The sequence below is a fragment of the Bosea sp. OAE506 genome (genome assembly GCF_040546595.1).
Lineage (GTDB): Bacteria > Pseudomonadota > Alphaproteobacteria > Rhizobiales > Beijerinckiaceae > Allobosea.
Window position 1 is genome coordinate 3,342,430 of the sequence record NZ_JBEPOB010000001.1, and the last position, 26,062, is coordinate 3,368,491.

At 67.6% G+C, this 26,062-nt stretch carries 23 protein-coding genes; 10 read left to right on the forward strand and 13 right to left on the reverse strand.

The genetic code is table 11. The features are described from left to right. Nucleotides 1–159: 159 nt before the first annotated feature. From ABIE41_RS16270 to ABIE41_RS16295, 6 genes are all read right to left on the reverse strand, one after another. The gene (locus ABIE41_RS16270; RefSeq protein WP_192641360.1) at nucleotides 160–1,242 is read right to left on the reverse strand and encodes a hypothetical protein; all 1,083 of its coding nucleotides are present in this window, start codon (nucleotides 1,240–1,242) and stop codon (nucleotides 160–162) included. A gap of 1 nt (nucleotide 1,243) precedes the next feature. Next, a complete protein-coding gene (locus ABIE41_RS16275; RefSeq protein WP_192641361.1) occupies nucleotides 1,244–2,773 on the reverse strand; it encodes a class I adenylate-forming enzyme family protein in 1,530 nt (509 codons plus the stop codon). Between the two features lie 26 nt (nucleotides 2,774–2,799). Beyond that, on the reverse strand, nucleotides 2,800–4,566 hold the full coding sequence (locus tag ABIE41_RS16280) for an ABC transporter permease subunit (RefSeq protein ID WP_192641362.1): 1,767 nt from the start codon (nucleotides 4,564–4,566) through the stop codon (nucleotides 2,800–2,802). Beyond that, nucleotides 4,563–5,576 (reverse strand): ABC transporter ATP-binding protein, encoded by a 1,014-nt coding sequence (locus ABIE41_RS16285; RefSeq protein ID WP_354192521.1) that lies wholly within the window; start codon nucleotides 5,574–5,576, stop codon nucleotides 4,563–4,565. Before ABIE41_RS16285 ends, ABIE41_RS16280 begins: the two co-directional genes overlap by 4 nt. A 69-nt stretch (nucleotides 5,577–5,645) precedes the next feature. Further along, nucleotides 5,646–6,716, reverse strand: a complete 1,071-nt coding sequence (locus ABIE41_RS16290) for an ABC transporter substrate-binding protein (RefSeq protein WP_354192523.1) — start codon at nucleotides 6,714–6,716, stop codon at nucleotides 5,646–5,648. 58 nt (nucleotides 6,717–6,774) lie between these two features. Continuing rightward, the gene (locus ABIE41_RS16295) at nucleotides 6,775–7,548 is read right to left on the reverse strand and encodes an enoyl-CoA hydratase/isomerase family protein (protein ID WP_192641364.1); all 774 of its coding nucleotides are present in this window, start codon (nucleotides 7,546–7,548) and stop codon (nucleotides 6,775–6,777) included. 117 nt (nucleotides 7,549–7,665) lie between these two features. Here ABIE41_RS16295 and ABIE41_RS16300 point away from each other — a divergent pair, with 117 nt between their 5' ends. The 4 genes from ABIE41_RS16300 to ABIE41_RS16315 all read left to right on the forward strand — a co-directional run bounded on the left by ABIE41_RS16300 (nucleotide 7,666) and on the right by ABIE41_RS16315 (nucleotide 11,486). Then, the gene (locus ABIE41_RS16300) at nucleotides 7,666–8,499 is read left to right on the forward strand and encodes an IclR family transcriptional regulator (protein ID WP_354192526.1); all 834 of its coding nucleotides are present in this window, start codon (nucleotides 7,666–7,668) and stop codon (nucleotides 8,497–8,499) included. A 107-nt stretch (nucleotides 8,500–8,606) separates the two neighbouring features. Beyond that, nucleotides 8,607–8,915, forward strand: a complete 309-nt coding sequence (locus tag ABIE41_RS16305; protein WP_192641365.1) for a (2Fe-2S)-binding protein — start codon at nucleotides 8,607–8,609, stop codon at nucleotides 8,913–8,915. After that, a complete protein-coding gene (locus ABIE41_RS16310) occupies nucleotides 8,908–10,275 on the forward strand; it encodes an FAD/NAD(P)-dependent oxidoreductase (protein ID WP_192641366.1) in 1,368 nt (455 codons plus the stop codon). The genes ABIE41_RS16305 and ABIE41_RS16310 overlap by 8 nt, the downstream gene beginning before the upstream one ends. Next, nucleotides 10,272–11,486 carry an NAD(P)/FAD-dependent oxidoreductase gene (locus ABIE41_RS16315; protein WP_192641367.1) on the forward strand — a complete coding sequence of 405 codons (1,215 nt, stop codon included), beginning with the start codon at nucleotides 10,272–10,274 and terminating at the stop codon, nucleotides 11,484–11,486. The genes ABIE41_RS16310 and ABIE41_RS16315 overlap by 4 nt, the downstream gene beginning before the upstream one ends. Before the next feature lie 280 nt (nucleotides 11,487–11,766). Here the strand turns inward: ABIE41_RS16315 and ABIE41_RS16320 are convergent, their stop codons facing one another. Together ABIE41_RS16320 and ABIE41_RS16325 are read right to left on the reverse strand one after the other, a co-directional pair. Continuing rightward, nucleotides 11,767–12,945, reverse strand: a complete 1,179-nt coding sequence (locus ABIE41_RS16320; protein ID WP_192641368.1) for an MFS transporter — start codon at nucleotides 12,943–12,945, stop codon at nucleotides 11,767–11,769. Nucleotides 12,946–13,120: 175 nt separating this feature from the next. Continuing rightward, nucleotides 13,121–13,759 (reverse strand): TetR/AcrR family transcriptional regulator, encoded by a 639-nt coding sequence (locus tag ABIE41_RS16325; protein WP_192641369.1) that lies wholly within the window; start codon nucleotides 13,757–13,759, stop codon nucleotides 13,121–13,123. Nucleotides 13,760–13,867: 108 nt separating this feature from the next. Here ABIE41_RS16325 and ABIE41_RS16330 point away from each other — a divergent pair, with 108 nt between their 5' ends. The 6 genes from ABIE41_RS16330 to ABIE41_RS16355 all read left to right on the forward strand — a co-directional run bounded on the left by ABIE41_RS16330 (nucleotide 13,868) and on the right by ABIE41_RS16355 (nucleotide 20,711). Next, entirely contained in the window at nucleotides 13,868–14,725 is an 858-nt protein-coding gene (locus ABIE41_RS16330; RefSeq protein WP_192641370.1) for an FAD binding domain-containing protein, read from the forward strand. A 10-nt stretch (nucleotides 14,726–14,735) separates the two neighbouring features. Continuing rightward, the gene (locus tag ABIE41_RS16335; RefSeq protein ID WP_192641371.1) at nucleotides 14,736–15,242 is read left to right on the forward strand and encodes a (2Fe-2S)-binding protein; all 507 of its coding nucleotides are present in this window, start codon (nucleotides 14,736–14,738) and stop codon (nucleotides 15,240–15,242) included. Continuing rightward, complete coding sequence (locus tag ABIE41_RS16340) at nucleotides 15,239–17,629, forward strand: xanthine dehydrogenase family protein molybdopterin-binding subunit (protein WP_192641372.1); 2,391 nt, start codon at nucleotides 15,239–15,241, stop codon at nucleotides 17,627–17,629. Before ABIE41_RS16335 ends, ABIE41_RS16340 begins: the two co-directional genes overlap by 4 nt. Before the next feature lie 42 nt (nucleotides 17,630–17,671). After that, on the forward strand, nucleotides 17,672–18,742 hold the full coding sequence (locus ABIE41_RS16345; protein WP_192641373.1) for a C4-dicarboxylate TRAP transporter substrate-binding protein: 1,071 nt from the start codon (nucleotides 17,672–17,674) through the stop codon (nucleotides 18,740–18,742). Between the two features lie 92 nt (nucleotides 18,743–18,834). Further along, a complete protein-coding gene (locus ABIE41_RS16350; RefSeq protein ID WP_210320820.1) occupies nucleotides 18,835–19,383 on the forward strand; it encodes a TRAP transporter small permease subunit in 549 nt (182 codons plus the stop codon). 5 nt (nucleotides 19,384–19,388) lie between these two features. Next, nucleotides 19,389–20,711, forward strand: a complete 1,323-nt coding sequence (locus tag ABIE41_RS16355; RefSeq protein ID WP_192641374.1) for a TRAP transporter large permease — start codon at nucleotides 19,389–19,391, stop codon at nucleotides 20,709–20,711. 73 nt (nucleotides 20,712–20,784) lie between these two features. Here the strand turns inward: ABIE41_RS16355 and ABIE41_RS16360 are convergent, their stop codons facing one another. The 5 genes from ABIE41_RS16360 to ABIE41_RS16380 form a co-directional block, all read right to left on the reverse strand. After that, nucleotides 20,785–22,257, reverse strand: coding sequence for an alkaline phosphatase family protein (locus tag ABIE41_RS16360; RefSeq protein WP_192641375.1), 1,473 nt, complete (start codon nucleotides 22,255–22,257; stop codon nucleotides 20,785–20,787). Nucleotides 22,258–22,261: 4 nt separating this feature from the next. Then, nucleotides 22,262–23,065, reverse strand: a complete 804-nt coding sequence (locus tag ABIE41_RS16365) for an ABC transporter permease (protein WP_354193481.1) — start codon at nucleotides 23,063–23,065, stop codon at nucleotides 22,262–22,264. Nucleotides 23,066–23,133: 68 nt separating this feature from the next. Next, nucleotides 23,134–24,066 carry an ABC transporter permease gene (locus tag ABIE41_RS16370; RefSeq protein WP_192641377.1) on the reverse strand — a complete coding sequence of 311 codons (933 nt, stop codon included), beginning with the start codon at nucleotides 24,064–24,066 and terminating at the stop codon, nucleotides 23,134–23,136. Continuing rightward, complete coding sequence (locus ABIE41_RS16375; RefSeq protein WP_192641378.1) at nucleotides 24,066–25,067, reverse strand: ABC transporter ATP-binding protein; 1,002 nt, start codon at nucleotides 25,065–25,067, stop codon at nucleotides 24,066–24,068. The genes ABIE41_RS16370 and ABIE41_RS16375 overlap by 1 nt, the downstream gene beginning before the upstream one ends. Beyond that, nucleotides 25,064–26,056, reverse strand: coding sequence for an ABC transporter ATP-binding protein (locus ABIE41_RS16380; protein WP_192641379.1), 993 nt, complete (start codon nucleotides 26,054–26,056; stop codon nucleotides 25,064–25,066). The genes ABIE41_RS16375 and ABIE41_RS16380 overlap by 4 nt, the downstream gene beginning before the upstream one ends. Between the last annotated feature and the right edge of the window lie 6 nt (nucleotides 26,057–26,062).

Genomic DNA, 26,062 nt, shown 5'->3' on the forward strand with positions numbered 1-26,062 from the left:
GCGCTCGTACCGCCCGAGTTATCGGTCGTTGGGCGCGGGCGCGACGGGACCGAGACATGCCGAGACGTGTCGGTCTTTGCTTGTGGCGACCACCGCTCCGGTTCGCGCCCGGCTGTTTGACCGTCGCGCGACGCGCGCCGCCAACACGCCGCCCGTCGATCAGGGCGTCGCGATCAACCGGTCTCGCAACTGGAGCAGGTCGTAGCAAACCGCCTCTAGATCGCGGACGGCAAAACCGCTCTCGAGCGCCGGATGCTGGGCAACGAGACGGTCGCGCAGGATCCCGGTAAAGCGCACCCGGCCGTCCTGGCCAATGATCATGCCGCTTTGCGTCTCGAACGACGCGTTCCACGCGATGGCCTCGGCCTCGCTGAGCCCAGGGGGCAAATCGAGCGCAAGCCGGCCCTGCGAAAGCCGCACCGGGTACCCGCCGGGCAGGCCATTGGGCCCCGGAACATGGCCCGACCAGTCCCGGCCGCCCGCCATGGCGAGCAGCATCGGCACGCCGCTCGCGCCGGATATCTCGATGACCGGCTCGGGCGTCAGCTGGATATCGCCGAAACGGGTGAAGACATCGTCGACCTCGGTCCCGTCGATCCAGACGCGTGGTGCCCGGCCGGATCGCAGCTCCGGCGGCTGACGCCAGGCGGCCAGATTCTGGTAATGCGCGAGCACCTTGATGGCGGCGCCGCGCGGCACGCTGGCCGAGCCGGCGAAGACATTCGACAGGATCGCGACATTGCCCATGCCGCAGGCGACCTGATGTCCCTGCGCCGAGATCAGACCGTTGACGACATCGGGAAAGCTGCAGTTGATCAGTGTCACAGGCTGGCTGCGCCGCGCGATCGCGGCTGCGACGCGGGAGCTGATCAACGCCTGGAAGACCGCGGTGGCACTGAGGCCCCCCTCCGCCACCAGCCGGGTCCAGGCGTTTCCCGTCTGGGCGATGATCTGCGAGGTCTGGATCGACGCCGCCTGCACGAGGATGCGCGGGTTCGTCGCTGCCAGCAGCAGGTCGGACGCGTCCGGTGCCAGCAGATCCACCGCATGGGCGGTGAACCGCGCCTGGCTGCCGAACATCGCGGCCCGTGCATTTGCGGCCGTCCGCAGCCAGTTCAGCCGGCTGCGGTTGCGCCCGGCGATGACGACCTCGACCGGCTCGGCCGCCACCGCGGCGATGTCGAAGGCGATGCGCGCGGCGAAGGAGCCGGTGCCCGCAATCAGGATGTCGCAGGTGCTCATGTCAGCGGACCATCACCGGCGCGGCGCGGTCCCAGGCGTCGTCGAGCCGGGGCGAGAGCTTGTGCTTCATGATGCGCTGGCTCGCCGTGCGCTCGAACTCGTCGACGAAGGCGATGTAGCGCGGGTTCTGGTAGGGCGCGAGGCGGGCCGCCAGCCAGTCCGAGAGCGCGGCCTCGTCGATCGCGGCGCCCGCGCGCGGCTTGACGAAGAGCTTGATGTCCTGCTCGCCGACATCCGACGCGACGCCGATCATCGCGCAGTCCTCGATGTCCTCGTGCTCGGCCGCGACATGCTCGACCTCCCAGGCCGAGACGTTCTCGCCCCTGCAGCGCACGCTGTCGGTCATGCGGCCATGGAAGAAGAGGTTGCCCTCGGCGTCCCATGAACCGAGATCGCCGGTGTGGAGCGCGCCGGCGCGGAGCGCCTTGGCGGTCGCCTCGGGATTGTCGAGATAGCCCGGGAAGATCGCGCCGGGGATATCGGTCTCGACGACGATCTCGCCGCGTTCGCCGACCGCGACCGGCGTGCCGTCCGCCCGCAGCAGCCTGACCGTGAACCAGGGCATGGGCTTGCCCACGGAGCCCACGACGCCGTTGTCGTTGCAGGTGGTGATGCTGGAGGCCTCCGTCATGCCGTAGCATTCGCGGATCTCGATGCCGAAGCGGTCGCGGAACAGCGGCCAGATGTCGGCCGGGCAGCCGCCGCCCCAGGAGATCCGGACGCCATGCGTCCGGTCGAGCGGGCTTTCGGGCTGCTTCAGCAGGATCTGCAGGATGCCCCCGAGATGATGGATATGGGTCGCGCCCTCGGCCTTGACCTGGCTCCAGAAGCGGCTGGCGCTGAAGCGGTCGACCATGGTGAGCGTCACGTCGCGGATCATCGGCAGCGGCAAGAGCTGCGCCCCGCCGATATGGTAGAGCGGCTCCCAGACGAAGAAGACCTCGCCGGGCTTCGCGGCCGATACGCGGCCGACACCCTCTGCGGCCAGCCGCAACATGCGGTGCGAGACGACGACGCCCTTGGGCCGTCCCGTCGTGCCGGAGGTGTACATGATCGCGAAGACGTCGTCGGGGGCGGGCGCAGGCTCGGCAAAAGCAGCCGGCTCGGCCAGAATGCGGTCGAGCTCGGGGCCCCGGCGCAGAAGGGGCGGCGCATCGGCTCCCGCCAGCGCTTCCGTGACGAGCTCGGCCAGATCTTCGTCCGCCACGACGAGCTTGGGCTGCGAATGGGTCAGCAGATAGCGCAGCCCCTCCCCGCGCTGCTGCGCGTTCACCGGGACCCAGGCGAGTCCCGCCCGAGCCAGGCCGAACACGATGGCGATGGCCGCGACGGAATTGCGCATCATCACCGCGACCCGGTCTCCCGGCTGCAGTCCGCGCGCCCGCAGATGGGCGGCGAAGGCGGCGGAGCTGCGCTCGACGGCGCGATAGGTCAACGGCTCGCCGCAATAGCGCGCGTAGACGCGGTCGGGATCCTGGGCGGCACGGCGCGTCAGGAGGTCGACAAAGCCGGCATCGTCGCTGGAAGTCATGGTCGGTCGTTCGGTTCGCACGAGATTCAGGAAGTGGAAGAGGACGAGGAGCGGAAGCGCTCGGCCACCAGCAGCATCACCGTCACCACGACGAAGACGACCACGGAGACGGCCGCGAGCGTCGGGTTGAGCTGGAGGATCATGTCGTCCCACATCTGCTTGGGCAAAGTGGTCTTGACCCCGCCACTGACGAAGATCGCGATGGTGAGCTCGTCGAAGGAGGTGATGAAGGAGAACAGGAAGGCGGCGACGAGGCCACCCTTGACCAGCGGGATCGTCACGCCGGTCAGCGTCTTCAGCCGGTTGGCGCCGAGCGTCGCCGCAGCCTGGTCGAGGCGCTGATCGTAGCTCTTGAGCACGGCCGCCATGGTGACCAGCGCGAAGGGGATGGCCAGTACGGTATGGCCGATGATCAGCCCAAGATCGGTCGCGACCAGCCCGATGCGGGCGAAGAGGTAGAACAGCCCCACGGCGATGACGATGCGCGGGACGATCATCGGCGCGAGGAAGAAGGCGAAGATCAGCCCGCTCCAGCGCGTGCGGCTGTTGGCCAGCGCCAGCGCCGTGAAGCCGCCGATGGCAGTGGCAGCGATGGCCGTCGCGAAGGCGACCAGGAAGGAGCGGATCGTCGCCTGAATCCAGAGCGGAGAGTCGAAATAGGTCCGGAACCACGTCAGGCCGTAACCCGGCGGCGGGAATTCGAGGAATTGCGAGGAGGTGAAGGCCAGCGGAATGACCAGCAGCGTCGGCAGGACGAGGAAGCCGATGACGAGCCAGGCGAAGGCCGGAAGCAGAAGCCCTGCTCCTTTCCGTCCGAGCAGCGTCTGCGTCGCCGCGGCGACCGCTCCCGCCAGCCGGGCAACGCCTGCGAGAATAGCCAGGCCGAGATCGCGGATGCGCCCCGTGCCGACCTGCGCCGCGCCCCCGGCGATGGTCGAGATGCCGAAGACCCTGTCATAGACCCAGCAGGAAACCAGCGCCGCCGCCAGCATCATCGCCGCGAGAGCCCCGGCGAAGGGCCAGTTCAGCAATTCCTGAACCTGGGTGATGATCAGCTGCGCCAGCATCGTCTCGCGGCGCCCACCGAGGAAGGCGGGCACGATGAAGAAGCCGAGCGAGGAGATGAAGACCAGCAGCCCCGCCGCCGCGACGCCGGGCAGGGACAGCTTGAAATAGACCAGCCAGAAGGCATGCGCCGGCGAGGCGCCCAGCGTCTGCGCGGCTTGCACGAGCCGTCGGTCGATGCCGGCCATGACCGGCAGCATCGTCATCGCCGCCAGCGGGACCATGGCGTGGACCATGCCGACCATGACGCCAAACTCGTTGTGCAGCAGCGGCAGCGGCTGATCGACGACTCCAGAACCCATCGCCAGCGAATTGATGATGCCGCTGCGACCGAGCACGATCATCCAGGCAAAGGTCTTGACGAGGTAGCTCGTCCAGAACGGCACCATGACGAAGAGCAGCATCCGGCCGCGATACATGTCGGGCAGGCGCGACAGCCAATAGGCCAGTGGATAGCCGATCAGCAGCGAATACAGGGCGGTGTAGCCGGCGATCCGGAAGGTGATGCCGAGCACGCGCAGATAGACGTCGGTCGCGGCGATCCGCTGATAGGTGGCGATCGAGGGCTTCCCGCTGTCGGGATCGAACAGGCTCAGGCCCAAAAGCTGCGCCACCGGCCAGACGAAGAAGACGGCCAGGAACAGCAGGCCGGGCACGGCGAGCCAGAGCGCACCGAAGCGAAAGGCACGCGTCTCCCGCGCCTCGGAAGGAGCCGCGACCGCGCTCATGCGACGAGCACCGCCCGCTCGCGAGCCCAGCCGGCGACGATCTGATCATCGATCGTCGGCACGGCGTCGTCGGGCCCGAGCCGTAGCACGAGCTGGCCGCCATCGCCCAGCGTTGCGATCACCCGCGTCTCGGAGCCGGCATAGACGATCTCGCTGACGCGGCCGGTCACGGCGTTGCCGTCGGGCGCGCCGATCTTCAGATGTTCGGGGCGGATCACGAGCGCGGGCTCGGCCCCCGGGCTCGCGGCGTTCCGGGGCAGCGCGAAGCGGCCATGCGCCGTCTCGAGCGAGCCATTGCCGTCCCAGCGGCCGCGGAAAATGTTGGAGATGCCGATGAAGTCGGCCGCAAACGCGGTCCGGGGCCGCTCGTAGATCTCCCGCGGCGTGCCGAGCTGTTCGATCTTCGCGTGGTTCATCAGGCAGATCCGGTCGGAGAGCGCCAGTGCCTCCTCCTGATCATGCGTGACATAGACGATCGTGGCGCCGCTTTCGCGATGCAGCCGCTTGATCTCGATCTGCATATGCTCGCGCAGCTTCTTGTCGAGCGCACCGAGCGGTTCGTCCATCAGGATGATCGAGGGCTGGTAGACGAAGCAGCGGGCCAGCGCGACGCGCTGCTGCTGGCCGCCGGAGAGTTCGCGCGGGAAGCGCTTCGCCAGATGGCCGAGATGGACCATCGCCAGGGCCGCCTCGACGCGCTGGCCGATCTCGGCGGAAGGGCGCCCGCGCATCTTCAGGGGAAAGGCGATGTTCTCGGCGACGGTCAGATGCGGGAACAGCGCATAGTGCTGGAAGACGAGGCCGATATCGCGCTGGTGGACGGGCATGTGCGACTGGTCGCGCCCGTCGATCACCACCCTGCCCTCGCTCGCCTCGACGAGGCCGCAGATCAGCTGCAGCAGCGTCGTCTTGCCGGAGCCCGAAGGCCCCAGCAAGGTGAGGAACTCGCCCTCGGCGACGCTGAGCGAGCTCGGCTCGAGGGCCGTGGTCGCGCCGTACGCGCTTGCCAAGGCCTTCGATGACGAGTTTGCCATTCGCTGCCGCCGAGCCGGCGATGTCGGTCCCCGTCATCATTGCGATCAGGTCAGGAGCCAGGAGTTGAAGCGCTCCGAGACCTTGGCGCGATTGGCGCTCCACCACGCTTCGTCCGCGATGGCCATCTGCTTCAGGTTTTCCGGAGAGGTCGGCAGAACCTTGGCGCGCTCGGCGGGAATCGTCTGGTAGGCGTCGAGATTGGTCGGGCCATAGGCCAGGATCTCGGTGAACAGCGCCTGGGCCTTCGGATCCGAGCAGAAGCGCACGAACTGGCGCGCGACGTCGGCCTTCGGGCCGCCCTTGGGCAGGCCCCAGCCCTCGATCGAGTAGAGGCCCTGATTCCAGACGATCTTGGCCGGCGTGCCGCCATCGATCGCCGCCTGCAGGCGGGCATTCCAGCCCGGCAGCATGTCGACCTCACCGCTCTGCAGCAGCTGCGTCGACTGGGCGCCGCCGGTCCACCAGACCGCGACATGCGGCTTGATCTTGTCGAGGACCTTGAAGGCACGATCGACATCGAGCGGATAGAGCTTGTCGAGCGGCACGCCGTCGGCGAGCAGCGCCTGCTCGAGCGTGTCGATCGGGTTCTTGCGCAGCGCGCGGCGGCCCGGGAACTTCTCGACATTGAAGAAGTCGGCCCAGCTCGCCGGCGCGGTCTTCACCCGGTCGGTGCGGTAGGCGAAGACGCTCGAATAGACGTCCGTGCCCATGTAGAGCGGCGAGATCGCCTCCGGCATCAGCTTGGGCACGTCGGCATGGGTGAAGCCGATTGGATCGAGCAGACCCTGGCCGGCCAGAATGTCGCGCGCCGAGAGCGTCAGCGTGCAGACATCCCAGGTATAGGACTTCGTCTCGACCATCGCCTTGAACTGGGCGGTCGGCTCGGCCTCGCGGGCGACGTTGACGACCTTGTTGCCGGTCGCCTTCTCGAAGGGGTCGTAGAAGGCCTTGCGGAAGGCCGGACCGAAGGGCCCACCGGGATCGGCCACGATGATCTGCGTCGCGGCGCGGGCCTGTCCGATCAGGGCCGGCCCGACCACCGCGCCGGCGGCGACGCCACCGGCCAATTGCAGGAGGTGGCGCCGGTTAGGCCTGTTCATGATGCTGCTGGTCATCGTTCTCTCCCGTTCAGCGGTTTTCCGCATTTCCCCGTGGTCGTCTGGTCTTCTCGTGTCAGGCGCTCTTCTTGGCGGCGCGCTTGGCGAGGAATTCCTCCATCATCCGCGCCGGCTCGCCAGTGGCGTAGGCCTCGCGCTGGTTGCGGATGCCGGCCGCCAGACAATCGCGGAAGCCGGCCTCGGTGACCTCCCGGAAGCGCGCGCGGTTGAGGCGCATCGCAACAGGCGGCTTGCCGGCGAGCTCGGTGGCGAGTTCCAGCGCAGCCGCCATCACCTGCTCCTGCGGCACGAGCCGGTTGATCACGCCGATACGGAAGCATTCCTCGGCATCCATCATCCGTCCGGTCAGCGTCAGGTCGATGGTGCGGCCGAGCCCGATCAGCTCGCGCATGATCCAGGGGCCGGTGGTCGAGGCGATGCCGGAGTTGATCTCGGGCTGGCCCATGGTGACGCCGGGATGGCCGACGCGCAGGTCGCACAGCAGCGACACCTGGAAAGCCGACCCGGCCGCGACGCCGTTGAGCGCGGCCACGATTGGCTTCGAGAGCGAGCGGATCCGGTCATACATGCGCTCCCACTCGCCGATCCACAGCTCGGCCCGGTCGGGGTCGAAGGTCTTGGTCTCGTTGAGATCCTGCCCGGCGCCGAAGGCGCGGTCGCCTGCACCGGTGAGGATGATGGCGCGCACGGCAGAGTCCGCCTCCAGCTCGTCCAGCGCCTCCACGAGGCGGGCCCGCATCGGCGCGTTCCATGCGTTCAGCTTGTCGGGGCGGTTCAGGGTCAGAATGCCGACAGGCCCGCGCACCTCGCTGAGGATGAAGTCCTTCATGGCACTCTCCGATGCATTGTTATCGATATACAATAAGTTCTATTGAATGATCGGCGCGAACGCCCGATCTTGTCAAGGCCGCAGGCCGCAGCCATTGATCCCGCAGGAGAACCATCGATGTCCGAGATGAGCGAGCGCAGCGGCGCCAGCCTCAAAAGCGAACGGCTGGTGCGCGGCAAAGGCGACCAGGGCGGCCGATCCAGCGCGTTGATGGTCAACTCGGTGGAGAAGGCTTTCCGCGTGCTCTCGGCCTTCGGCCGCCAGCATCAGACGCTCAATCTCTCCCAGGTCGCCGCGGAAACAGGGATGGATCTCAGCGCTGCCCAGCGTTTCACCCATACGCTGACGCAGCTCGGCTACCTCCACAAGGACGCCGAGACCCGGCGATTCGAGCTCACGGCCAAGACGCTCGATCTCGGCTATCATTTCATCCGCAGCAGCCGCCTGGTCGACCGGGCGATGCCCTATTTGATGCATCTCAGCAAGGAGACCGAGGAAACCGTCAATCTGACGATGCGGGAGGGCACGGAGATAATCTTCGTCTCGCGTTTCCTCAGCCGGCACGTCCTCAACACCGACGTCATCATCGGCACGCGCATGCCGGCCTATTGCACCGCGCCCGGCATCGCGATGCTGTCGCGCCTGTCGGAGGACGAGGCGATGGCGGTGATCGACGCCTCCGACCTCAAGGCCTACACGCCGTCCACGACCTGGCAGAGCGATGCGCTCCGCGAAAAGATTCGTCAGGCGGCCGCGCAGGGGTTCGCCACCGCCTTCGAGGAGGTCTATCTCGGGGACGCCTCGATCGCGGCGCCAATCCTCGACCATCGCGGCCGTCCCGAAGGGGCGGTCAATGTTGCGGCCTCCTGCTCGCGCTACAGCCGCGAGGAGGTCGTCGCCCGCTTCTCATCGCTGATCATCGCCGCCGCCCACGCGATCTCGCGGGTCTGATCGTCTCGACGCGCAGGATCCGGCATGCCGGCATCGCTTGACAGAGACGCCGACCACCTTACCAATATACGCATGAGCTTATCGCATCGCGATATTTTGGTTTCTTCATGAGCTCTGACGGCGCCCAGTTTATGCGCGTCGCCACGCGTCGCGGGGCCGCGATCGCTCTGGAATTTGACGGCCTGCCCCTGGCCGCAACGGAGGGTGACAGCATCCTGGCCGTCCTGCTGACCCACGGCCTGATCCTGCGCCGCCACGAGTTCGGGAGCGAGCCGCGGGCGGGCTTCTGCCTGATGGGCGCCTGCCAGGATTGCTGGGTCTGGAGCAGCCATGGCGGACGCTTGCGCGCCTGCACGACGCCGGTCGCCGACGGCATGATCCTCGCCAGCCAGCCGCCGGCCGCTCGCCATGAGTAGCATCGTCATCGTCGGGGCCGGGCCGGCCGGTATCGCGGCGGCCGAGCTGCTCTGCAGCCACGGACACCGGCCCGTCGTGATCGACGAGGGTGAGCGCTCAGGCGGCCAGGGCTATCGCCGCCCCTCACCCGATCTCGCGCTCGACATGCACGCTCTGATGGGCAGCGAGGCGGGCCGCTACGAGGCGCTGCACCGCCGCTTCGCCGCCCTGGCGGAGCACATCGACTACCGCCCGCGCACGCTGGTCTGGGCGATCGAGGGGCGCACGCTCCATCTCCTGCATGACGGGCAGGCGGAGACGATCGAGGCCGATAGGCTGCTGCTGGCGACAGGAGCCATGGACCGGGTGGCACCATTGCCCGGATGGACCCTGCCGGGCGTCTTCACCCTGGGCGGGGCCCAGGTCGCGCTCAAGGATCAGGGCTGCCTGATCGGTCGACGCGTCGCCTTCCTCGGCTCCTCTCCCCTGCTCCTGCTTGCAGCCAAGCAGTATCGGCAGATGGGCGGCACGGTCGCCGTCGTCGCCGACACGACGGGCCTCGTCGCCAAGGCGCGGGCGCTGCCCGGACTTCTCGCCTCGCCGCGCACGCTGCTGCGCGGGCTCGGCGGCATGGCTGGCGCGCTGCGCGCCGGCACGCCGCTCCTCCATGGCGTCACCCCGATCGCGATCGAAGGCGACGGCCATGTCCAGTCCCTGCGGCTGCGCGATTCGGCGGGCCGCGAACGCCGTTTCACCTGCGACGCCGTCGCGCTGGGATACGGCCTCAAGCCCGAAACCCAGCTCGCCGATCTGGCGGGAGCCCGCTTCGCCTATGACGAGGCGTTCCGGCTCTTCCTGCCGGAGACCGATGCCTTCGGCCGGGCGCGCCCCGGCCTCTATCTCGCCGGGGACGGCGCCAGCATCGGCGGGGCCGACGCGGCCGAGGCCAGCGGCGCCCTCGCCGCCCATGCGATCCTGGCCGATCTCGGTGGGCCACCCGCTGCGGCGGCGATCCGGACGCTGTCGCGCAAGCTGGCCAGGCTGCGCGGCTTCCAGCGCAGCTTGGCGCGGGCCTTTGCTTGGCCGGTTTCACAGATCCGGGCCCTGCCCGACGACACGGTGCTGTGTCGCTGCGAATCCGTCACCATCGGCGCGGTGCGCGCCGCCATGGCGCAGGCGCTCGGCCCGGTCGAGGTCAACCGCGTCAAGGCGATGACGCGCTGCGGCATGGGACGCTGCCAGGGCCGCGTCTGCGGGCCGGCCCTCCAGGAAATCGTCGCCGGAGCGTCCGGCCAGGATGGGGCTGGCGCCGGCCGCCTGCGCGGTCAGGCGCCGGTCAAGCCGATCGCCCTCTCCGCAGCCGGGGAGTCGACGCCATGAGCCGCGCGAGCGCCGACGTCGCGATCATCGGCGGCGGTCTGATCGGTGTCTGGACGGCCTTTTTCCTGGCGCGACGCGGCCAGAGCGTGACGCTGTTCGAAAAGGGCGTGGTCGGCGCTCAGTCCAGCGGCACGAATTTCGGTAATCTGCGGCTGCAGGGCCGCTTTCTCGGCCAGTATCCCCTGTCGTTGCGCTCGCATGCGCTGTGGGAGGATTTCGAGGCATTGATCGGCGAGGACTGCGAATTCGCGCAGACCGGACATCTCTATTGTGCCTTCGACGCCGACGAGGCCGCGCGGCTCGAAGCCTACGCGCAGGTTTCCGAATCGCACGGCCTGGCGATCGAGCGGCTCGTCCCGCCCGATCTGCGCCGGCGCTTCCCCTGGCTAAGCGGCCGGGCGATCGCCGCGACCTTCTGCGCGCGCGACGCGACCGCCAACCCGCGGCTGGCCACGCCGGCCGTGGCGCGTGCGGCGCAGCGGCAGGGCGTGGAGATCCGCGAGAACGCTCACGTCACAGCCGTCAACCGGCAAGGCGATGGCTTCAGGATCACCACGGCAGACGGGCGCGAGCTGAGTTGCGCGGCGCTCGTGAATGCGGCCGGCGCCTGGGCCGTCCAGAGTGCGGAATGCTTCGGAGAGACCGCGCCGGTCTTCGCGGCAGGGCCGCCGCAATTCGTGACCGAGCCCCTGCCCCCGCTGTTCACGCCCTCGCTCCAGACGATCGACGGCTCCGTCATCGCCCGCCAGACCGAGCGCGGCAATGTCATCCTCGCAGGCTATCCACGCACGGCGGCCGATGCCGCGGGAAACCGCGCGCCGGTGCCGCCAGCCAAGACGCTGGCAGCCATGCGTGCGCTCGCGGGACTCGTGCCGTCCCTCGCGCAGGCGCATGTGATCCGCGTCTGGTCCGGCATCGAGGGCTATCTGCCCGACATGATCCCGGTGATCGGGAGGAGCGACACCACGCCAGGCCTGTTCCACGCCTTCGGCTTCTGCGGCCATGGCTTCCAGATCGGCCCCGGCGTCGGCCTGTGCCTCAGCGAATTGATCGTCGACGGCGCGACGCCGACCCCGCTGGACCCGTTCTCGATTGCAAGATTCCGCACGCCCGCGGCGGTCAGCGAAAAGTTCCTCAAGGAGTTTGATCGCCACGGCGACATGGCGATCGAGCGACCCGCTCACGCCAACCAAGCGATCGCCCGCAGCTAGCTTGCGCTTCGGCGGCAGAGTGATCGTTCCGAAGTAAGATTATGCGTCAGCAGTCGATGCATTGCGCTCGGGAATGGATCGAAAGCCGATGGCCACCGATCAGGTCTCGACATGCCTGCTGTGCGGCGCCGGTCAGATGTCAGCAACTGGCGCACCTCGTCCGGAGCAGCCTGGGCGCTGTCGGCGCGCCTAAAACCACCTGAGGCACAGCGGATCCATGTCCTGAAAATGGACATCCTGCACGGTAACACTCGCTGCGGAACAGGAGCGCCTCTGACTATCAGGAAACGCTACATGATTGTCGGAGGGCTCGCAGTTTCAACATGGCGAGAACACCCAGAAACGGTCCGATTGCGAGCAGGGCAAAGGCGTGGTTCCACCCGGTAAAGGGCAGGAGCCACGGCAAGGTCTGAATAGCGGCGATCGTGATCAGGAAGCCGACGCAGGTCTGGATCGTCAACATCGTTCCCGTCAGTCGACGCGGGGCGATCTCGATGGCGAGCGCCGAGAACTGCGCGGAATCGGCGACGACGGCAAAGCCCCAGACGAGGGTGATCGCGATGGCCAGAGCCGGTGCGACGCTCGCCAGCGGGCCGATCGCGAGAGCGCACAGGCCGCTGACGACCATAGCGGCGGCAGCGGTCGCGCAACGGCCAAAGCGATCCGCCGCAAGGCCTGCGAGCACAGCGCCGGGGAGCCCTGCCGCGATGATCAGGAAGACCAGCATGCTGGCCTTGGCACCCTGGAGATTGATGGGGCCGTGCTGGAGAAACGCTCCGATCCAGGCCCACATGGCGTAGAGTTCCCACATATGGCCGAGATAGCCGAGATTGGCGAGGCGCAGCTGGGGCGACCGCCAGGCCTCGCCGATATCGGCGAACCGAAACTGGGTTGGCGCGAACCGCATCTCCCCCTCGCGGAAGGCCAGGATGAGAGCCCCTGCCGCCAAGGCCAGACTGCCGGCGACGAGATAGACGGTCGTCCAGGGCAAGGTGCCGATCAGCCCGTTCACGAGATGCGGTGAGGCAGAGCCGAGGGACAGGCTGCCCACAAGGATCCCGATGAGGACGCCCAGATCGCCCTTGGCCCAGGTGGCCGCCATCTTCATCCCGACGGGATAGACCGCCGCCATGGCGGCGCCCGCCACGGCGCGCAGACCAAGCGCGGCCCAGCCCGTCGGCTCGACGAGCGGCAGGAGCAGAGTGGCGGCGCCTGCGATGCCGCATCCCGTCGCAAACAGACGCTTGGGTTGGATTCGGTCGGCCAGGCCCAAAGTGGCGCTGGCGAGCGTGCCGACGACAAATCCCGCCTGGACCGCAGATGTGAGGAGGCCTCCCTGCGCACTCGTCATCAGTCCATGGCTGATCAGATCGGCGACGGCAGCCGTCGCCGCAAACCAGACCGACAGGGAGGCGACCACCGAGAGGCACAGGATCGTCAGGTTGAGGACCTTGCCCATCTCGTCTCCGGGGACCATCCGCCCGGTTGGCATGAGGCGATCAGCAGGAGGCTTTAGGCGCGCGACGGGCGCGCGTCCAGCCGACACCGCCGCCCGATTCTGAAGGGGCGACGCCGGCGCCGAGCAGGCCCTGTCCCCTCATCGGTCACGCGCATGGGCGCTACACCCGCGATCGTCATCGGGGGTGACTTGGACCGGTCACGCTGACGACATCGGACAGAAAGCGGTCGATGGCGCGTTCGATCGCCGGCCCGACATCGGGCGGGGTGGGTGTCTGATAAACGAAGCGACGAATTCCGATATAGACGATGCCGCCATGGAGGTTCCAGATATCCTCCATCTCCACGGCCGCATGCGCGTCGGATGCCGCCGCAATCTCCAGCCGCATCGGTTCGAGGAAGGCGGCATGGAGATGCGCGAGGTAGCGCGCATTCAGCTTCGCCTTCGCGAGCCCGGAGAACATGAAGATCCGCATCCATTCATAGGTGAAGATCGCTTCCGTATAGGCCGTGTAGAAGCGCAGCATCCGCGTGCGAAGAGGCACCGTGCGGTCGCATAGCCAATCGCGCCATTCCGGACGCAGGCGGTCGAGATAGACGCGCTCGAACACCGCCTCGATCAGCGCCTCCTTGCTCTCGAAATACTTGTACAGCAGCGACTGACCGATCCCGAGCCGTGCCGACAGATCGCGCGTGCGGCCTTCGAGCCCGACCTCGGCGAAAAACGCGACGGCCGCATCGACGATCTGCGAGCGGCGCTCGGCTGGCTTCAGCCGGCGCTTGGGTTGGGGAGGACGCAGTTCAGGGCCAGGCATCGCCGAAGTCTCGACCACGAAAAATTCCAGTTGCCAAGCCAATCGTTCTTGGAGATCATTTGATCAATAAGAGAGCGTCCGAGCAAGGGCGATCGTGGAGGAGACGCTATGAAGCCCGCCCCGCTCGCCTATGCGCGCGCGTCGGATCTCGGCCATGCGCTGGCGCTTTGGCGCGAGGCCGGCCCGGATGCCCGGCTGATCGCTGGCGGACAGAGCCTTGTCGCCGGCCTCAATCTGCGTCTGGCCGACGTCCCTGCGTTGATCGACATCAGCCGCATCGAATCGCTGTGCGGTCTTGGCTGCGAGGGCGGCACGCTGCGCATCGGTGCGCTGACGACCCATGCGGAAATCGGGCGGTCCGAGCCTGTGGCGCGGCACGCGCCGCTGCTGACGGAGGCCGCACCGCTGATCGCCCACCCCGCGATCCGCACCCGCGGCACGCTCGGCGGCTCGCTTGCCTATGCCGATCCGGCTGCGGAGTGGCCGGCCTGCATGCTGGCGCTCGATGCCGTGATCGTGGTCCAATCCGAGACGGGCGAGCGCCGTATCCCGGCCGCGGACTTCTTTCTCGGCCTGTTCGAAACGGCGCTGCAGCCCTTCGAGATTCTCGTGGCCGTCGAGATACCCGTCATCGCCGCCGGCAGGCGACAGGCGATCCGCGAACTGGCGCGTCGCAGCGGGGATTATGCGATGGCCGGCCTGGCCGCGGCGGGGACGCCTTCGGATGGCGGGCTTCGTGACGTGACGCTCGCCTATTTCGGCCTCGGTTCGACGGCGATCCTTGCCGCGGGCGCGATGCGGATCCTCGATCAGGGCGGCGACCTCGAAGACGCCTGCGCGGCGCTCGACGACGATCTCGACCCGGCGGACGATCTCCAGGCGAGCGCAACGATGAAGCGGCACCTGGCCAAGGTGCTGCTGCGTCGGGTCGTGGCCGCGCTGTCGCCCGTCATGTCGACAGCCTGAGGAGCAGAGCATGACCACGGCATTTTCTGAGTCGGTCGGGATCGCCTTGCGCGTCAATGGCGAGCCGGTCTCGGCACGGGTCGAGGCAAGGCGGCATCTGATCGATTTCCTGCGGCTGGATCTCGGGCTGACCGGCGCTCATGCCGGCTGCGAGCACGGCGTCTGCGGGGCCTGCACGGTCCAGGTCGACGGGCTGATCGTCCGCGGTTGCTTGATGCTGGCGGTTCAGGCCGATGGCTGCGATGTCTGGACGATCGAGGGACAGTCGGACACCGGCGCGATCCGGGATCTGCAGGATGCGTTCATTGCCCGCAACGCCCTGCAATGCGGCTTCTGTACGCCCGGCATGCTGGCGGCCTGCGCCGATCTGCTGGCGCATGACCCGGCGCCGAGCCGCGCGGTGATCCGCGAGCACATCTCCGGAAACTACTGCCGCTGCACGGGCTATGAGGCGATCGTCGACGCGGTCGAGCAGGTTGCGGCCCGGCGCGGTGCGTCCCCGAGGGCTGCGGAATGACCCTGAACCTCTCCGACCTCGATCGTCCCAATTCCTATATCGGCCGCACCGTGCCGCGCCCCAATGCGGCACGGCTGGTGGAGGGCCGTGGCCAGTATGTCGACGACATCGTGCTGCCGAGGATGGTGCATGTCGCATTCTATCGCAGCCCCTATGCGCATGCCCGCATCGGAGCGATCGAGACCGAAGCGGCTGCGAAGGTGCCGGGCGTGCTGCGCATCTTCACCGGAGCGGATGTCGCCGCGATCTGCACACCGTGGGTCGCTGTGCTTGCTCATCTGAAGGGGCTGAAATCGGCACCGCAGCATGCCATCGCCGTCGAGCGGGCCACTTGGGTCGGCGAGCCGGTTGTCGCCGTCGTGGCGCAAACCCGCGCGGCGGCCGAGGACGGGGTCGCAGCGCTGTCGGTGAGATTCGAGCCGCTGCCCGTTGTCGCCGACATGGAAACCGCGCTGGCGCCCGAGACGCCGCTGATCCATCCCGAGCTCGGCGACAATCTGGTCTTCCACCGGCTGCACGAGAAGGGCGAGGTCGATGCCGCCTTCGCCAGCGCCGCGCATGTGGTGGAAGCGACGTTCCACACCGGCCGCCATACCGGCGTCTGCATGGAGCCGCGCTCGATCCTCGCCAGCTACAGCCGGCCGGAAAACCAGCTGACGGTGCATCACTCCACCCAGGCGCCGCATATGATGCAAACGATCTTCGCCAAGCACCTCGACTTGCCGGAGGGCAATGTCCGGGTGATCTGCGGCGATGTCGGGGGCTCGTACGGCATCAAGGTGCATGTCTATCCCGACGAGATGGCCGTGGCGGCCATCGCCAAGGCGATGGCGAGGCCGGTGAAGTTTGTTGCCGACCGGCTGGAATCCTTCGCCAGCGACATCCATGCGCGCGATCATCGCATCAAGGGCCGCATGGGCGTGGATGGCGAGGGGCGCATCGTCGCTCTCGAGATCGACGATCTCACCGGCATCGGGCCGTACTCGGTCTATCCGCGCACGAGCGCCATCGAGGGCAACCAGGTCGTCAATCTTTGCGGCGGGCCTTACGACTTCCAGACCTACCGCGCCCAGACCACGGTGGTGCTGCAGAACAAGACGCCGACCTGCCAGTACCGCGCGGTTGGCCATCCCATCGCGACGGCCGTCACCGAGGGCCTCGTCGATCTGGCTGCCGAGGCGGCTGGCCTCGACCCGGCCGAGATCCGCCGCCGCAATCTCGTGGCCGACGACGCCTATCCCTACACCTCGGCCGCCAATATGCGCTTCGAGGGGTTGTCGCATCACGCGAGCCTCGAGAAGCTATTGAAGCTCATGGATTACGATGCCTTGCGCGCCGAGCAGGCTACGCTGCGCAAACAGGGCATTCATCGCGGCATCGGGCTTGCCAGCTTCATCGAGCTGACCAACCCCAGCCCCTTCATGTATGGCATCGGCGGAGCGCGGATCTCCGCGCAGGATGGCTGCACCGTGCGGATGGACCCGGACGGTTCGGTCGTGGCCCTTTCCGGCGTGACCGAGCAGGGCCAGGGGACCGATACCATTCTCGCCCAGGTCGTGGCCGAGGGCGTCGGCGTTCCGATCGACCGCGTCAGGGTCATCACCGGCGATACCCAGGTCACGCCTTATGGTGGCGGCACCTGGGCCTCCCGCGGGGCCGGGATCGGCGGTGAGGCGGCGCTGCAGGCTGGTCTGGCGCTGCGCGAGAGCATCCTGACGATCGCTGCCGCGATGTTGCAGGCCGAGGCCGGCAGCCTCGATGTCGTCGCGGGCGAGATCGTCGACAAGGCAACCGGGCAGGCGCGCATGCCGCTCGCCGAGCTCGGGCGCATCGTCTACTTCCGTGGCGATACCCTGCCCAAGGGGCTGCCGCGCGAACTCGTTGCGACCCGGCACTTCATCACCAGCGACTACCCCTTTGCCTTCACCAACGGGGCCCAGGCCTCTCTTGTCGAGGTGGATGTCGAGACCGGGTTCGTCCGGCTGCTGAAGCATTGGTGCGTCGAGGATTGCGGGCGCATCATCAATCCGCAGCTCGTCGATGAGCAGATCCGGGGCGGCATCGTCCAGGGGATCGGCGGGGCGCTCTACGAGCATTGCCTGTACAGCGAGGATGGCCAGCTGATGACGGCCAACATGGCCGACTACCTCGTGCCCATGGCCGCGGAGATGCCGGATATGGTGATCGGACATGTCGAGACGCCGACGCGGGAATCCCTGTTGGGCGCCAAAGGCGCCGGCGAGGCCGGCACAGCCGGCGCGCCCGCCGCCATCATGAATGCGATCAACGATGCGCTGAAGCCGTTCTCGACGCGTGTCGCCGCCATGCCTTTCACGCCTGAACGCATCCTCGCCGCGCTGGGCACCGTGCCGGCGCGACGCCTCTGACAGACCAAGCGGCGACAGACCGCAACAAGGGAGAGCAAGGCCATGAAGATGACCAAACGAGGCCTGATCGGCGCTTTTGCCGGGCTGTCGCTCGCCGCGCTGACGGGTGCCGCCGAGGCGCAGCAGCGGATCACCATCAACATCGCCTCCAGCCATCCCACGGCAAACATCTGGGTCTGGGCGATGAAGAACGCCCTGCAGACCGAGGTCGACCGGATCCTCAAAGAGGGTGGCGGCAAGTTTACGGTGAACTGGCGCGAGGCCTATGGCGGCACGCTCTACAAATTCACGGACACGCGGGCGGCGGTCGCCGACGGCATCGCCGATATCGGCATGGTCGGCACGGTCTGGGAAGGCGCGGCGATGCCGCTGCAGAACGTGACCTACTTCGCCCCCTTCGCCACCGACAACCACGAGATGCTGATCGAGATATTCGACAAGCTCACCGCTGAGGTGCCCGAGCTGCAGAAGAGCTGGGACAGCCAGAACATGGTCTACCTCTCGTCGCTGATCACCGACAGCTACGACATCTACGCGAACTTCCCCGTAGCGAAGCTCGAGGATCTCCAGAACCGTCGCATCAACGCGCCGGGCACCTCGGCCAACTGGCTCCAAGGCACAGGCTCGACCCCCGTCGATGGCGCGCTGACGACCTATTACACCAATATCCAGACCGGCGTGACCCAAGGTGCGCTGTCCTTCGCCTCCGGGATCCAGCCGACGCGTGTCTACGAGGTCGCCCCGAACCTGACCCGCGTCGGCATCGGCGCCATGTATTTCGGCGGCATCGCGGCCAACAAGGCCTTCTTCGGCAAGCTGCCGAAGGAGGTACAGGATGCGATCCGGGCGGCCGGCAAGGTCACCTCGAAGAAGCACGGCGAGTACGTCACGCAGAGGGCCACGGCCGCGCTCACCGAGATGAAGGCCGCCGGGCTCAAGGTTGCCGATCTGCCGGAGACCGAGAAGGCGCGCTGGGTCAAGAACCTGCCGAATATCGTCGAGCCCTGGCTCAAGGCCAATGGCGATCCGGCACGCAAGGTCCTGAAGGCCTACTTCGCCGAACTCCGGGCGCGAGGGGTTACGCCGCTGCGCAACTGGGATGAGGGGCTCTGACGAGCCCGGCCTGCCGCGGCGCTCCTGACGGGCGCCGCTCCCTGGGGATGCCTGCTGCTTTCGCTGGCACCATGTCGTGAAAGGCCGTCACCTTGGCCGATGCCACCGAAACCAACCTCGACGCGCGCCCTGACGCGCCGCGCGGCGCCTTCGACGCCGCGCTGTCCGTGATGGCTGCCATCGGCACCGTCTGGATTTTCCTGACGATGTTCATGATCGTGGCCGATGTGCTCGGTCGCAATGTCTTCAACGCGCCGATCACCGGCGTTGCTGAGATCGCCGGGCGCTCCGTCGTCGGCATCGTTTTCCTGCAGATCGCCGCGGCTGTCGCAGGCGGGCGAATGACCCGGGCCGATTTCCTGATCAACATGATCGAAGCTCGCAGCCCGCGTGCGGCCGATGGGCTCGAGGCGGTGTTCGCACTGGCCGGAGCGGTCGTGTTCGGGCTCATTGCCGCGGCGTCCTGGCATGACCTATCCAGCAGCTGGCGCAGCAATGACTTCTTCGGGGTGCAGGGGCTATTCACGATCCCGACCTGGCCGTTCTGGGCCATCACGGTGATCGGGGCTGCTGCTGCGGGGCTGGCCTATCTCGTCGCCATGACGGCTCGCCTGAGCAGCCGCCCCCCAGCCGGAGCCTGACCCCCATGGATCTCGGCTTCGGTCTGGCGCTGATCGGCGCTCTCGTCATCCTCGTCCTGCTCGGCGTTCACATCGCCGTGGCGCTGTTTGGCGTCGCCTTCGCCGGCGTCTGGATCATCCGCGACAATCCCGCTCTGGCCATGCGGCTTCTGTCGGTCTCTGCCTATAACGGCATTGCGGACTATCTGTTTGCGACCATTCCGCTCTTCGTGCTGATGGGGCTGCTCGTCTCGATCTCGAATGTCGGCAAGGATACCTTCGAGGTGGCCGAGGCGCTGCTGCGACGACTGCGCGGTGGGCTCGGGGTCGCAACCGTCGCGGCTAACGCGGTTTTCGCCGCCGTCACGGGGGTGTCCATCGCCTCTGCCGCGGTCTTCACCAAAGTCGCCGTGCCGGAAATGACGAGGCATGGCTACCGCAAGGCCTTCGCCGCTGGCACCGTCGCGGGATCGTCGATCCTGGGGATGCTGATACCGCCCAGCCTGCTGATGATCATCTACGGCGTGCTGGCCGAGGTCTCGATCGGAAAGATGTTCGTCGCGGGCGTCCTGCCTGGCGTGCTGATCGCATGCGGTTTTGTGGCCGTGATCATGGGCCTCGCCAGCTTCGCGCCGGGTTATGTCTACCAGGAAGGCCGGGCGCCGCTGGCGGGTGCCACCGACTCCCGACCCGCCATGCCGCTGTCGGAAATTCTGACCAAACTCGTGCCGATCGCGCTGCTTGTCGCGCTTGTACTCGGCGGACTCTACACCGGCTTCTTCACGCCGACGGAGGCCGGCGGCATCGGCGCCTTCGGCGCGCTGTTGATCGCCCTCGCCCGTCGCTCGCTCGGCGGCGGCAAGATGTGGCGAGTCCTGACCGAGACTGGCGCGGTCTCCGTCAGCATCCTGATCCTGCTGATCGCGGCAGGCTTCTACAGCCGCATGCTGTCCATGGCGGGGGTCCCGACGGCGATCGGCGATCTCGTCCAGTCCACCGGGCTGGGGGCCTATGGGTTTCTGCTGATCTACGTGCTGATCATTTTGTTTTTGGGAATGTTCCTGGATTCCAGCTCGATCCTCTTGATCATGACGCCGATCGCGGTGCCGATCGCGCAGAATTTCGGGTTCGATCTGATCCATTTCGGCGTGGTCACAGTGATCGCCGTCGAGGTGGGCCTTCTCACGCCACCCTTCGGGATATCCGTCTTCACCGTGAAGGCGACATTGGCCGATCCGACGATCTCGGTCGAGCAGGTGTTCGCCGGGGCGATGCCCTTCATTCTGGTCATGCTGGCCGCGCTCATCGCCATCGCGGCATTTCCCTGGCTGAGCCTGGCGCTGATCTGAAAAGTAGCGGCCAGCGATCCGAGCCGGTCGAGGAAGGCACATCGCATCCGCAAATGGCCCCGACCTCTTGCGACTAGCGGGCCCTCCCCCCGTGGACCGGAAAGGCATGGTTGCCACGACGGGCGATGGCGAACTTCTGCCGAAAGGCACCCGACCCCGTCTCGAAGGTTTCGATCTCGGCCTTATGGTGTCGGATATCGCCGCTCATCAGGCTGGCGCCGCGCATGCTGGCCGGCGCTGCGAGCCCAAGCAGATCGAGGATCGTCGGCGCGATATCGACGATGCCGGCGGGAGCTTCCGTCTGGCCGGGGGCGCCACCATGCGCTGCGCCACCCAGGATCAGCACGGTGTTGAGCTCGTGCCGGTTAAGGCCGCCATGCATGCCGCCGCCCACCGGCACGCCGCCGGTGATCAGGCCCAGGCCCGGCAGGCCATGAGGGTCGAGGCTGGTGTCTGAGCGCAGCACATAGACGAGCTCCGGCTGCCGGGCATGGTCGAGGCCGACCAGCGTGGTGGAGAAGGTGCCATCGACCGCGCCCTGCACGGGGTCGTCCGATGGCGTGAACACCATGCCGATCTCGTCGCGCTGCATGAGCCAGCGCGCGATCTGGTCGCGCCGGTCCATGTCGCCATCGACCATCCGGATTTCACCCATATTGCCGCCGGTCACGGTGACGGCGGCGCCGTCGATCACACGGGCCGAGGCGCGGGCCGCCTTGTGGCCGGCCTCGCCGAGGAGGCCGGCGATGTCGGCCACGGCCGAGCTGGAGATCTGACCGTGATCGGAGGCCACGATGATGGCGCTGTCCTGCGCGTCCGACCGGACTTCAATCGCCGCGCGGATTCGCCCGAACGCAGCATCCACCGCCGTGACGATGGCGTCCGTCTCGTCGGAGGCCAGGAATTTGTAGTGGAACGAGGTGTCGGGTTCGTTGAACCAGATCAGCGCGACATCTGGATCCATCTCCCCCAGCACGTGCTCGGTGAAGACGCGGGTGACGTAGTCCGTCTCCTCGAAGCGCGGCAGGGTGCGTGGCGGCAGCGGCCCGAAGCGCTCCACCACCTCGTCGACGGCGTGCGGCGTCCGCGTGGCCTCGCCGCCCATCACCGAGAAGGTCCAGTGGCCATGGGCGGCCGCCCGCGGATTGATCGCATAGGTCGAACCGGCCGAGCCGGAATGGACCACGGCGAAGCTCTTGCCTTCTGCGGCGAGCCGGTCGCCGAGCGTTTCCGCGGCGATCAACGGCCCCTTGAGCCGTTCTTCGGCCAAAGCGAGGTCTGCTGCCAGCGAGGTGTCGAGGACGAATTCGCGGGTCACCTCGGGGAAATAGAAGCTGTTGCCGACGATGCCATGCAGCGCCGGCGGCGCGCCGGTCGAGATCGAGGACGTCGCCACCCGCGTCATCGACGGGAACACCGAGCGCGCCTCCCGGAACCAGGTACCTTCGCCCGCGAATGCCGCCAGATTCGGCATGCGCTCTGGCGTCACCATGTCGGGCCTCAGCCCGTCGAACACGACGACGACGACGCGTGATGCTTTTTGCATGGTGCTATCTCAAGGTTGGATCGAGCTTGTCGCGCAGCCAGTCGCCGAGCACCGAGACGGCCAGTGTCGTGAACACGATGGTGAGCGCCGGCGCGAGCATGATCCAGGGCGCGCGCGTGATGTATTCTCGGCCATAGCCGACCATGTTGCCAAGGCTAGTCATCGGAGGCTGCACGCCGAGCCCGAGGAAGGACAGGCCGCTTTCGAGCAGGATCACCTCGGGGAAGACCAGCGTCATCGAGACGATCAGCGTCGAGGCGATATTGGGCAGGATGTGGCGCAGATAGACCCGCATCGGCGAGGCGCCGAGCTGCCGGCAGGCGGAGGCGTAGCCCTGTGCGCTGGCGGAAATGGCCAGTCCGCGCGAGATGCGGGCATAGCGCTCCCAGCCGAACAGGCCCATCAGGCCGATCAGCAGCGGCAGCGAGTTGCCGAAGAAGGCCAGCACCGATAGCGCGAGGATCAGGAAGGGCATCGAGGCCTGGAAGTCGGCCAGCATCAGCACGATCTGCTCGACAAGGCCCCGGAAATAAGCCGCGAGAAAGCCGAGCGTCGTGCCCAGCACGGCCGAGATGATCGAGGCTCCAAACGCGATCAGAAGCGAGATGCGGATCGAGATCAGCAACCGCGAGAGCACGTCCCTGCCCAGTTCGTCGGTCCCCAGGATGTGGGGCAACGTGCCTGGCGGCACGAGCCAGTTGCGCAGGTTCGGCGCAGTGTAGACGAACGGGCTGATCATCGGCGCGACGATGGCCACGACGATCATCGCGATGAGCCAGAGAAGCGCAACCTTGGCCAGCAGCGGCATGTCCTGGCCCGGCCAGCGACGGCCGCGAGCCGGCTGCCGCGCCGCCGCATGGGAGAGTGCCTGTTCATTCATGCCGCTTTTCCAACCGTCTGCCGCAGGCGCGGATCGAGGAACCCATAGAGAAAGTCGACGATGAGGTTGGACGTCACCATCGTGGCCGCGACCAGAAGCAGGATGCACTGGACGACGGCCAGGTCACGGTTCGCCACCGCCACGACCAGCAGCCGGCCGACGCCGGGCCAGGAGAACACGCTCTCCACCACCACCGCGCCGGCGATCAGCGTGCCGATCATGAAGCCGATGATCGTCACGGTCGGGATCGCGGCGTTGGGCAGGGCATGGCCGATGATGACGTCGCGCCAGGGCACGCCCTTGGCGCTGGCCGTGCGGATGAAGGACTGGCCGAGCACTTCGAGCATGGCGCTGCGGGTGAAGCGCGCGAGCACCGCGCCGCCTCCGATGCCGAGCGTCAGCACGGGCAGGATCGCGTGGCGCCAGCTATCCTGCCCGCCCGACGGCAGCCAGCCGAGCTTGACGGCGAAGACCAGGACCAGCGTCAGGCCGAGCACGAAACTGGGGATGGTGAAGCCCGCCACCGAGAGCATCATCACCACGCGGTCGGCCAGGCTGCCGCGATGCAGGGCGGCATAGATGCCGGCGGGAACGCCGATGCACAGCTTGATGGCGAGCGCCGGCAATGTCAGCGCCAGCGTCACGGGAATGCGCTCCGCCACCAGTTCGATCGCGGCGCGGCCGTCGCGCATGGAGCGGCCGAGCTCGCCCTGGGCGATCGCGCCGAAATAGTGGAAATACTGCAGCCAGAGCGGATCATCGAGGCCCCAGGCCGCCCGGAAGGCCGCGATCGCCTCCGGCGGCGCTTCGGGCCCGAGGATGATCTGGGCGGGATCGCCCGACAGGCGCAGGACGACGAAGGCGAAGGTCACCACCAGCGCGATGGTGATCAGGGCGCGTCCGAAGCGGATGGCGAAATAGCGCAGCATCAGGCGGCCTTGCCCATCATCGTGCTGGACGGTTCGACCAGATGGCAGGCGACACGGCGGCCAAAGCCCTGTTCGACGGATCGCAGCACGGGGGCCTCCCGCTTGCAGCGGTCGATGGCCAGCGGACAGCGCGGATGGAAGCTGCAGCCGCCCGGTCGATCGGCAGGGTTTGGTGGCTCGCCCGTCAGCACGATCCGCGCCTGGCCGCTGTTGCGCTTGGTCACCGGTGCCGCCGAAACCAGGGCGCGCGTATAGGGGTGCAACGGCGCGGCGAAGAGATCATCCGCGTCACCTTCCTCGACGAAATCGCCGAGATACATCACCGCCACGCGGTTGGAGACCTGCCGCACCACGCGCAGATCATGACTTATGAACAGCATGGCGAGGCCGAACTCGGCCTGCAGATCGACCAGCAGATTGACCACCTGGGCCTGGATCGACACGTCGAGCGCCGAGACGGGCTCGTCGCAGACCAGAAAGTCGGGCCTCGTCATCAGGGCGCGCGCCAGGACGACGCGCTGGCGCTGGCCGCCGGACAGTTCGTGCGGATAGCGGGTCATCTGCTCGGACGACAGCCCGACGCGGGCAAGCATTTCCTGCGCCAGCCGAAGGCGCTGGGCCTGTTCGCCGATGCGGTGGATGTCGAGCGGCTCCTGCACCTGGACGACGACCGGCAGGCGGCGATCGAGCGCGCCGAGCGGGTCCTGATAGATCATCTGCATGCGCGCGCGCTGCGCCCGCCATGCGGGTGAGCCCGAGGTCAGCATCGGCTGGCCGGCAAAGCGCACCTCCCCTTCGTCCGGGGCCTCGAGCCCGAGCGCCATGCGGCCCATGGTGGACTTGCCGGAGCCGGACTCGCCGACGATGCCCAGCGTCTCGCCGGCGGCGATGCTGAAGCTGACGCGGTTGACCGCGCGAACCTGGGTGATCGCGCCGAACAGGCCACGCCGCGAACCATAGGTCCGCGACAGGTCCGTGGCGGTGAGAAGGGCTTCGCTCATGCCAGCTCGAGCTCGCGCTCGACGACGGATGCCGGAACCTCCGGTTCGAATACGCAGGCCACGCGCCTGCCGGTCTCGGGGTTGCGCAAGGCGGGCACCGCCTCCCGGCAGATCTCGGCCGCCTGCGTGCAGCGCGGCGCGAACGCGCAGCCCTTGGGCAGCGCGCGGGGATCGGGCACTACGCCCGGAATGGAGACCAGCTTGCGGCGCGGCCCCCCGAGCGGAGGCAGGGAATTCAGCAGACCCTGTGCGTAGGGATGCCGGGGCGCGTCGAACAGCTCGGCGGCCGGCGCTTCCTCGACGATGCGGCCCGCATACATCACCGCGACCCTGTCGCAGGTCTCGGCGATGACGCCGAGGTCGTGGCTGATCAGCACCAGCGCCATGCCCATCTCGCGCCGCACCGTGTTGATCAGGTCTAGGATCTGCGCCTGGATGGTCACGTCGAGTGCCGTGGTCGGCTCGTCGGCCACCAGGATGTCGGGCGCGCCGGCCAGCGCCATCGCAATCATGACGCGCTGGTTCTGCCCGCCGGAGAATTCGTGCGGATAGGCCGAGAGCCGCCGTTCCGCGTCAGGAATCCCGACGAGATCGAACAGCCGCTTGGCCTCGGCCCTGATCGCCCGGCCGGACAGCCCGCGGTGCAGCGACAAGGCCTCGCCGATCTGCGTGCCGACCTTGAGCACCGGGTTGAGCGCACTCGTCGGGTCCTGGAAGATCATCGCGACGCGGCCGCCGCGCACCTTGTCGAGCGCAGCGGGGCTCGCGCCCACCAGTTCGAGACCATCGAGCCTGGCGCTGCCGGAGACCTGTGCCTTGCCGGGCAACAGGCCGAGCGCCGCGAGCCAGGTCACGGACTTGCCCGATCCCGACTCGCCGACGAGGCCGAGCGCCTCGCCCTTGCCGATCGACAGATCGATGCCGTGCAGGACGGTCACGCCATCGAAGCGAACCGTCAGGCCAGACAGGGTGAGACGCGTGGAGGCCATCTGCCC